Annotated in this window: 1 protein-coding gene; it reads right to left on the bottom strand. The window is 41.3% G+C overall.

Annotated features, from left to right (window positions below; translation table 11 throughout):
* Positions 1–5 precede the first annotated feature (5 nt).
* Positions 6–1,190 carry an elongation factor Tu gene (tuf, locus tag J3U63_RS13195; protein ID WP_267334586.1) on the bottom strand — a complete coding sequence of 395 codons (1,185 nt, stop codon included), beginning with the start codon at positions 1,188–1,190 and terminating at the stop codon, positions 6–8.

Genomic DNA, 1,190 nt, shown 5'->3' with positions numbered 1-1,190 from the left:
TAAAATTATTTAATAACTTTAGCAACAACACCCGCACCAACAGTACGACCACCTTCACGAATCGCAAAACGTAAACCTTCTGCCATCGCAATTGGGTGAATTAATGATACTGTCATTTTGATATTATCGCCTGGCATTACCATTTCTACACCTTCCGGTAACTCGATAGTACCTGTTACGTCAGTTGTACGGAAGTAGAACTGTGGACGGTAACCTTTGAAGAATGGAGTATGACGTCCGCCTTCTTCTTTACTTAAAATATAAACTTCTGATTCAAAGTCTGTATGTGGTGTGATTGAACCTGGTTTAGCTAATACTTGACCACGTTCGATTTCTTCACGTTTAGTACCACGTAGTAATACACCTACGTTTTCACCTGCTCGACCTTCGTCAAGTAATTTACGGAACATTTCAACACCGGTACAAGTTGTTTTTGTAGTTGGTTTGATACCAACGATTTCAACTTCTTCACCTACTTTGATTACACCGCGCTCTACACGACCTGTTACTACTGTACCACGTCCTGAAATTGAGAATACGTCTTCAATTGGTAATAGGAATGGTTTGTCGATATCACGCTCTGGCTCTGGAATGTAGCTGTCTAACGCTTCAGCTAATTCAACAATTTTGTCTTCCCATGCTGCATCGCCTTCTAACGCTTTTAACGCTGAACCACGAATAACTGGTGTGTCATCACCTGGGAAATCGTATTGAGATAGAAGTTCACGTACTTCCATTTCAACTAATTCTAATAATTCTTCATCATCAACCATATCACATTTGTTTAAGAATACGATGATGTAAGGAACACCTACTTGACGTCCTAATAGAATGTGCTCACGAGTTTGTGGCATAGGACCATCAGTTGCTGCTACTACTAGGATAGCGCCGTCCATTTGTGCCGCACCAGTGATCATGTTTTTAACATAGTCAGCATGGCCCGGACAGTCTACGTGTGCGTAGTGACGAGTTGGTGTATCGTATTCAACGTGTGAAGTATTGATGGTAATACCACGTGCTTTTTCTTCTGGTGCGTTATCGATTTGATCGAATGCACGAGCTTGACCGCCGTATTTTTTAGCAAGTACAGACGTAATTGCAGCAGTTAAAGTTGTTTTACCATGGTCAACGTGGCCGATTGTACCAACGTTAACGTGGGGTTTTGTACGTTCAAATTTTTCTTTAGACAT

Origin of the sequence: Gilliamella sp. B2838, from assembly GCF_026536185.1 — a bacterium.
Lineage (GTDB): Bacteria > Pseudomonadota > Gammaproteobacteria > Enterobacterales > Orbaceae > Gilliamella.
The sequence above is the reverse complement of the archived record's forward strand: the minus strand, read 5'-3'. Positions and strand labels throughout refer to the sequence as shown.

What these genes read in the sequence shown, in the direction of transcription:
- tuf (WP_267334586.1), bottom strand. Translation starts at nt 1,190, where the DNA reads ATGTCTAAAGAAAAATTTGAACGTACAAAACCCCACGTTAACGTTGGT.